Origin of the sequence: Belnapia moabensis DSM 16746 (genome assembly GCF_000745835.1) — a bacterium.
Taxonomy (GTDB): Bacteria; Pseudomonadota; Alphaproteobacteria; order Acetobacterales; family Acetobacteraceae; genus Belnapia; species Belnapia moabensis.
The window spans coordinates 1-6916 of the sequence record NZ_JQKB01000153.1; the positions used below are offsets into that span (position 1 = coordinate 1).

The 6916-nt window shown below is 63.2% G+C and carries 4 protein-coding genes and 1 pseudogene; 3 read left to right on the plus strand and 2 right to left on the minus strand.

Annotation, left to right across the window (positions count from 1 at the left end):
• Positions 1-285: 285 nt before the first annotated feature.
• From EP26_RS28890 to EP26_RS28900, 3 genes are all read left to right on the plus strand, one after another.
• Positions 286-531, plus strand: coding sequence for a hypothetical protein (locus EP26_RS28890; RefSeq protein WP_043344501.1), 246 nt, complete (start codon positions 286-288; stop codon positions 529-531).
• Positions 532-1007: 476 nt separating this feature from the next.
• Positions 1008-1295, plus strand: a complete 288-nt coding sequence (locus tag EP26_RS28895; protein ID WP_043344502.1) for a hypothetical protein — start codon at positions 1008-1010, stop codon at positions 1293-1295.
• Between the two features lie 264 nt (positions 1296-1559).
• Positions 1560-3767 (plus strand): histidine kinase dimerization/phosphoacceptor domain -containing protein, encoded by a 2208-nt coding sequence (locus tag EP26_RS28900; protein WP_084113115.1) that lies wholly within the window; start codon positions 1560-1562, stop codon positions 3765-3767.
• Positions 3768-3808: 41 nt separating this feature from the next.
• On the opposite strand, the gene EP26_RS34095 is transcribed toward EP26_RS28900, so the two are convergent.
• Both EP26_RS34095 and EP26_RS34100 read right to left on the minus strand, forming a co-directional pair.
• Positions 3809-6100 carry an HWE histidine kinase domain-containing protein gene (locus EP26_RS34095; RefSeq protein ID WP_084113116.1) on the minus strand — a complete coding sequence of 764 codons (2292 nt, stop codon included), beginning with the start codon at positions 6098-6100 and terminating at the stop codon, positions 3809-3811.
• 229 nt (positions 6101-6329) lie between these two features.
• Positions 6330-6593, minus strand: a pseudogene (locus tag EP26_RS34100) (integrase core domain-containing protein); the annotation flags it as partial.
• Positions 6594-6916: the final 323 nt, after the last annotated feature.

Consider the following 6916-nt stretch of genomic DNA (forward strand, 5'->3'; position numbering starts at 1 on the left):
GCGCGGCTGGCGCCGGAAGCGGTTAGGGGTACGGCATGAGTGCCCGCCCCTTCCGCGCCGCACGGCAGCCGCTGCTGGCAGAGCCGTCCAGCTTCCCGCCGAAGCCGCAGCCGAACTGTCCACTGGTACGGCGCAAACTCCGACCCAGCAGCGGGGAGAAGTGAACCGGACCGAAGCTGCCGAGGACCGGTCGCTTGCGTTGCGGGTGCGGCTGGTGGCCTGGCGTCTGCTGCTCCTCTCGAGACGACAAGCCAAGGCATAACCATATTGAGCAGAGAACAAGCCATGATGGCCCGAGAGCAGATCATTGCCGGGGATCGCTTCAGACGAGCGCTGCTGGTGCTCCAGACCGCGGGCTGGGCTGGTCCAGAGCATCGGGTCAAAGTGGATATCCACGCTGCAGCGGTGGCGGCGATCGAAGCCTATGAGGCCTTTACCGCGGCCGGACTTGTCGCCGGTGCTGCAGACCGTCGGCTCATTGGCCAAGCGCAGCAATACCTGGCCAAGGAAAGGCATGATCCAGCGTCATGAGACGCACCGCAGGCAAAGAAATGGCCGCCTGAGGGGGGTCAGGCAGCCAGGAAGAGACAGGTTAGGCAGGCGGGTCACATTGCCTGCGGTTGATACTTCAACCGAAAACAACGCTTATGGTTTCCTCGCTGTCGCCCGCATCATCTCATGAGCGAAAACCAGCCGCTCGGGTTAGAGGCGCTCCGGCGGCGACAATCGGGGGATCAAGCCGCCGGAGCTTTCAGCCGTCCTGGTGGGGGAGAATCAGGACGACTTGCCTATAGCCACAGTTATGCACAGTTTTCTTCTACCGCAAGTATATAATCGATTGTGTGCGCGGGAAAATCGCGCCCAAGTTGTGCTGCGGCACATAGTCGGGGGGCTAAGTGCCGCATCAGAGCCCGGCAGCACAGATCAATCGGGGGGATCGATCTGCGCTGCCGTTCTGAATCTGCAGTAGGCTAGCGCCGGCAGCAGCAACGGCCAACATTCCCGACATGAGCCTGCTGCCCGACCTCCAGATGCCACCTGCGAAACCGAAGATCACGCCCGAGGAGCGCCGGCGCCGGACCGCCGACCGGCTGACCATGATTCGGCTGAAGATGGCGATCGGCCGCGAGTTGGATGAACAGGGCATCACCAAGCCCGCCGAGATTGGGGCTGCCCTCGGAATGCCGGCGGCCGAGGCGACCAAGCTGTTGACCCGGCGCCAATGGCGGGAGGGCGATGTGGCGCTGCTTGAGGTCGCAGCGGCGCACCTGGGGGTGTTGGGGGAGGACCAATAGAGCGCCGTTGCCTGTGATGACTGCTCGCGCACCCGTTGCTGCTCTCGATTGATGTTTCTGCCGCAGCTGGTCCGATACCGACATCTTCGTCGATATGGATACCGACAATCGTCCGCAGACTATCTCAGCTCATCCGACCTATGGTCCGCCTGGGATGATTGCCGATCGCTGTCTCGTTCAGCACAACGCTGAGGCTAACTTCCACGGCTACGCAGATCTGGAGCGGCCTGATAGATTGACCGGCACCATTGTTGGACTGAATGGGTGGAACCGGTAGACCTCACGGCTTGCGATCGGGAGCCAATCCAAACACCCGCCGCGGTCCAGCCGCATGGTGCCCTTCTGGTCGTGAATTCCGCTTGTGAGGAAATTATTCAGACCGCGGGCGACACACAAGGCCTGCTCGCCCATGAGCGGCCGCCACTCGGCCGGCGGGTCGGCGAGGTGCTGGGCGTCTCTCTCGAGGCTCTCATGCGATTATCGGCAGCCAGCCTAGACGCCGAGCCAGTCTATCTCGGCTCAGTGAGGCCAGCCCCAAGCGGTGCCGAGGTCGACGTTGTCGCCCACGCGCGGGGCGGTGTGGTTATCCTTGAACTTGAGCCTGCCCCGGCGTCCCGGCCTGCGGCTGCCCGCCTGCTCGGAGAACTGCGCGCCATAGCTGCCGCGTTGGCGGCCGCGCCCGATCTGCCTCGCATGTACCAAACCGCAGTGCACATGCTGCGTCGTCTGACTGGCTTCGACCGGGTGATGATCTACCGCTTCCTCGAGGAGGGCTCGGGCTGTGTCCTGGCGGAGGACCGGGAGTCCGACCTCCCGTCTTTCCTGAACCATCACTACCCGGCATCCGACATTCCGAGGCAGGCGCGTGAGCTTTACCTGCGTAACCTCATCCGCGTTGTTCCGAATGTCGGCTATACTCCGGCCTCTCTTGTGCCGTCGCTGACCCCAACAAATGGCCAGCCGCTCGACATGAGCGACTGCACATTGCGCAGCGTGTCACCGGTTCACGTGCAGTATCTGCAAAACATGGGCGTTGGCGCTTCGATGTCCATCTCCATCGTGCATGATGAGATGTTATGGGGCTTGGTCGCCTGCCATCATAGAACGGGCATGCTGGTATCCTACGAGCTCCGCGAGGCGTGCAAACATGTCGGCCAGATTCTTTCCCAGCAGATTGCTGCACGGGAAGAGGCTCAGGCCCATACCCAGGCTCAGCGCTTGGCGGAGGGGCGCGATGACCTCCTGATGCTGCTGGGTCGCACGGGACAGCCAATCGAGGAGGCCTTGGCCGAGCACACAGCAGAGCTGCTCACGGTCGTGCCGTCGGACGGCGTAGCGGTCTGCCGACGTGGGGAGATCATCGGCGCTGGCCACCGTCCATCCAACGCCGAGATCCAGGATCTTGCGGACTGGCTGTTGCGGGATAACGCGCCGGACCCTTATGCGACCGACCGGCTATCTAAGCGGCATGGTCCGGCCTCCGCATACCGCGCGCGGGCGAGCGGGCTGCTGGCCACCGTAGTTTCCCATGAGGAGTCTCTGCTCCTGCTGTGGTTTCGCGGGGAGCGGGCCCAGGTCATCGAATGGGCCGGTAATCCCCACAAGCCCGTTGAGCCAGGATCGGATTCGCGGGTGCTGACGCCGCGGACGTCCTTTGAACTTTGGCGGGAGGCCGTACACGGGCACTCGCGGCCGTGGACGGTTGCGGAGGTCGATGCGGTGCGCCGGTTCCGCGACGCGGCCTTCGAACTCGGCCGGCAACGCAGGCTGGATGAGCTGAACAGCCGGCTCCGGCAGACCCTGGCCGACAAGGAGAGAGTGATCGCGCAGAAGGACCTCTTGATGCGCGAAGTCCATCACCGGCTGCAAAACAGTCTCCAGCTCGTCAATTCCATGCTGATGCTGCAGGAACGGGAAGTGGCAGACCCGCACCTGGCGAAACACTTCGCGGAAGCGCGACGGCGTATTCTTGCTGTCTCGGCTGTGCACCGGCGGCTCTGGCGCTCAGACCAGATCCAAAGCATCCGCTTCGATACATACATGAATGAGCTTCGAGACGGGCTCGTCGAGGAGTGGGGCAAAGACTGGGACCGACATATCCGGACCCGGGTGGTGCCCGTGCTGGTGCCAACAGATGCAGCGGTTGGTTTGGCGCTGGTTGTGACCGAACTTCTGACCAATGCCGTCAAGCACGCCTATGGCGGGGCACCAGGCCCGATCGACATTACCATCGCCAGCGGTCCAAACGGGAGCATCCGTATCACTGTCGCAGATCAAGGGAGCGGTATGAAGCAGACGGAGCGACCCGGCGGCTTCGGGTCACGGCTGACACGTATGCTGATGATGCAGGTCAAGGGGCAGCTCGCTATTCAGGATAACAGGCCGGGGACCCGGGTCGTGTTGACGGCACCCCTCCTTGCTGGGGCCGAAGGGCGCCCGGAGCTGGGCGGCGGCATACCCAGGCCGGTCTGACCCGGCCGCAGATCACAGTGTCAGGCAGACCCCGAAGCCAATCATCGCGCAAACCGACTAGTCGGCACTTGCAGGATTACCAGCACCCCCATCGAGGATGACCAGTCGAAAGTCGCCGTTCCGCCAAGCTGCCCCTCAATGCTTTGGCGAACCAGCATCGTGCCGAAGCCTGGGCGCCGAGGCTCACCAGTGATCTGCGGTCCACCGCTTTCCCGCCAGACCAAACGTACCTCATCGCTGTCCTGCATGACGGACCAAGATATCTCGACTGCCCCTTCGGCACTGGATAGGGCACCATGCTTTGCGGCGTTGGTGGCAAGTTCATGCAGCACGAGCGCCAACGCGGCCGCCGCGATTGGCCCCGCTTCCAGCTCGGGGCCGTCAAACCGAATCCGTCCGGTATCAGGCGCGGAGTTGCCGAGACCTCCTAGGATCGCGGCAAACAGGGTTGCTAAGTTGGTCGGGTGCAAGCCACGATCTGGCTTGGTTCCTGCGGCATCCCGCACCAGGTCATGGGCTGCGGCCAAGGCCTGCACCCGGCCACGTAACGCTCTTGCCATGGTTGGTGCGTTGGGAGATGTACGGGCCGTAAACTGAACAAGGCCGTCAAATACCGCAAACTGGTTTTTCACGCGGTGATCCAGTTCGCGCACGAGCAACTCCAGCACCCGCTCGCCCGCCTTCCGGTCCGTGATGTCCGTCACCACGCCGGAGTAGCGGGCGACAGCGCCGGTTGTTGGATTAAGCAACGGTGCTCCACGTATCTCGATCCAACGTTCCTCGTGATCGTCAGAGCGGTGAATGCGACACTCAACCTGCAACTCACCAGCATCCACCTGAGCTTGCTGGTAGACCCGCCTCACCATGCTGCGGTCGCCCGGTACGACGTGGCTCAGGAAAGTATTGAAACCCCAAGACTTCAGTGGCTCTGCATACCCGAAAATCGCGCTGTACCGGGGCGATGGAATGATGCTTCCCGTGTCGAGGTCGAGTTCCCAGGCGCCGATACCGACGCCCTCCGTGGCAAAGCGAAGGCGTGCCTCGCCATCGCGTAGGGCCGTTTCCCGCTGGCGCACCGCAGATAGAAGTTCTGCAAGCGTGGAGGCGAGCGAGGCGACTTCACGAGGACCGCGTCCGGTTGGCACATCGGCAAGGCCGGGATCACCCTTGAGTCGCTCGGTGGCTTGGCACAACTCCACCAATGGCCGAGCGATAAGCCCGGCCAGCAGCCAGCCTAGCATCGCAACGAGCGCGGCTGCGATGACCCCCCAAATCAGCACTTCCCATGCAAGGCGCCGCGCAGGCGCAAATGCAGCCTGTGCATCATCCCGCACAAGCACTTGCCAGCCGAGCCCAGGATAAGACCGGTGGCCGTGTGTGGCGGCATAACCGACAAGATAGGTGCGGCCCAGCACACCGTCGGCCGAGACTGCCTTTCCAACCGTGCTTCCGCTTTGCGCTGCCAACAGATCATGCACCGCACCGGGTGCCAGGTCTGCGAGCGAGGCCCCGCGCAGCCCAGGCGGTCCGAGCAGAACCCGACCATCACGAGACAGTACGAGCGCCTCCGCTCCAGGGTGCCGCGCGAGAACAGGCTGCATCACGTCGCGCTCGATGCCTTCAGCCCACTCCCAGAACAGATGGGCCGCAACCACACCGGTCAGGGTCCCGTCGGCGGCGTACACAGGTGCGGCCAGATCCACAAAGCGGGGAGGGTTCTCTGGACCGCGGCCAAGGAAGGGTGCCATCAGCAACGCATCATGCAGATCGGCGACGATGGGACCCTTCAACGCTCGCTGGAAATACTCTCTATGCGACACGTCGCCGCCTTCAAACCCGCCCGAACTGGTGGCAATTACCCGCCCGTCTGGTCCTATGAGGAACAGGATGGCGTAGTCGGGATAGGTTTCCTGAAAGCGGTGTAACAGAGCGCGACGCGAAGCTAGGGTCTGGTGAGACCCAGCCATCAAAGTAAGCGATGTGGCGGCGACTTGAACGTCGCGCAGCCGTTCGAACAGGCCGCGATCCAACAAGTCGGCAGCGCGCTCGGCTGCGGCAGAAAACTCGGCGCCGATATCAGCTCGGATCCGGCGGTCGGCCGCCTTTCCGACTGCTAAGGACGAGGCAAGGGCGGCGAGCAAGCCAAGCCCACCGAAGGCTCCGGCCAGTACCGCCCTTAAGCCGGGTCGCGCGCGGCGTTCACACGCGTCGCTATGGATGGGCTGGTCGAGACCACCCACAGGTGGGTAATGCGCCGCGCTACGTTGCTGGAAGGCCTGCTTATTCCAACGCACGGCCTGCGTTGCAGTGCTGTTCGCGTCGTCGCCATCCATGTTCGAAGGTAACCCTGAGATGCATTCCAGTAAGATCAATAACGTATCAGGACAAACCGGAAAAGCAGTTCGTTAGCCTTGTGTCCGAGGCTGGCATTGTTGCATGGAATGGACTTCCCCGGCTTGTGTGGACACCGGGTTGGGGGTGATCAGGCTGCGGTGAGCTCCATCTGCTCTGGGGTGATGTAGCCAAGGTGATCAGCCCCCATTGGTTGGTCCGCAGTGAATGTTAGTTCAGCGTTGGTCTGGGCGCCACGACCTGTGTGGTTGGCAAGGCCAGTCGGCGTAGCGCCGGTGGCCAAGTAGCGAGAGCCGGCAGAACGACCTCCGGTGCTGGCGGCCGGTATCCCAGCGCGCCATGTGGCCGTACGGTATTGTAGTGCCGACGCTAGCTTTCGATCACGACCTCGGCTTCCCGCAGGCTGTAGAAGATCTCGCCATCCAGCAGTTCGTCGCGCAGGCGCGCGTTGAACGATTCCACATATCCGTTCTTCTCTAATCGTGGGCACGTGCGTCAAGCAGTGGTGCTGTCCCGCGTGGGTTTCACGCTTCTCTTCGGGGTCGGCGCATCGGCCGCCCCAGGATGGGGTTCTAAAAGGGGGGGCGGGACCAATCTCCCTTACGCGCCCTCGGCACCCAGGGATGCCCGGAGCAGGAACGGCTTCGTCCTCGCCTCACCCTCGTCCCCACGGGGACACCACTCCGCGACGCGCGCGGATCTCGTTGGAGCGGCTGGTCCGATTACGCGGCGGCCCTCCCGAGCGGTTGGAACGTGGTTCCGTCGGACCACATGCGGTGCAGGACCACAGCCAGGCG

Excerpts from the sequence above, each read along its gene's own strand:
- EP26_RS28890 (WP_043344501.1), top strand. The coding sequence starts at position 286 with ATGATGGCCCGAGAGCAGATCATTGCCGGGGATCGCTTCAGACGAGCG.
- EP26_RS28895 (WP_043344502.1), top strand. The coding sequence starts at position 1,008 with ATGAGCCTGCTGCCCGACCTCCAGATGCCACCTGCGAAACCGAAGATC.
- EP26_RS34095 (WP_084113116.1), bottom strand. The coding sequence starts at position 6,100 with ATGGATGGCGACGACGCGAACAGCACTGCAACGCAGGCCGTGCGTTGG.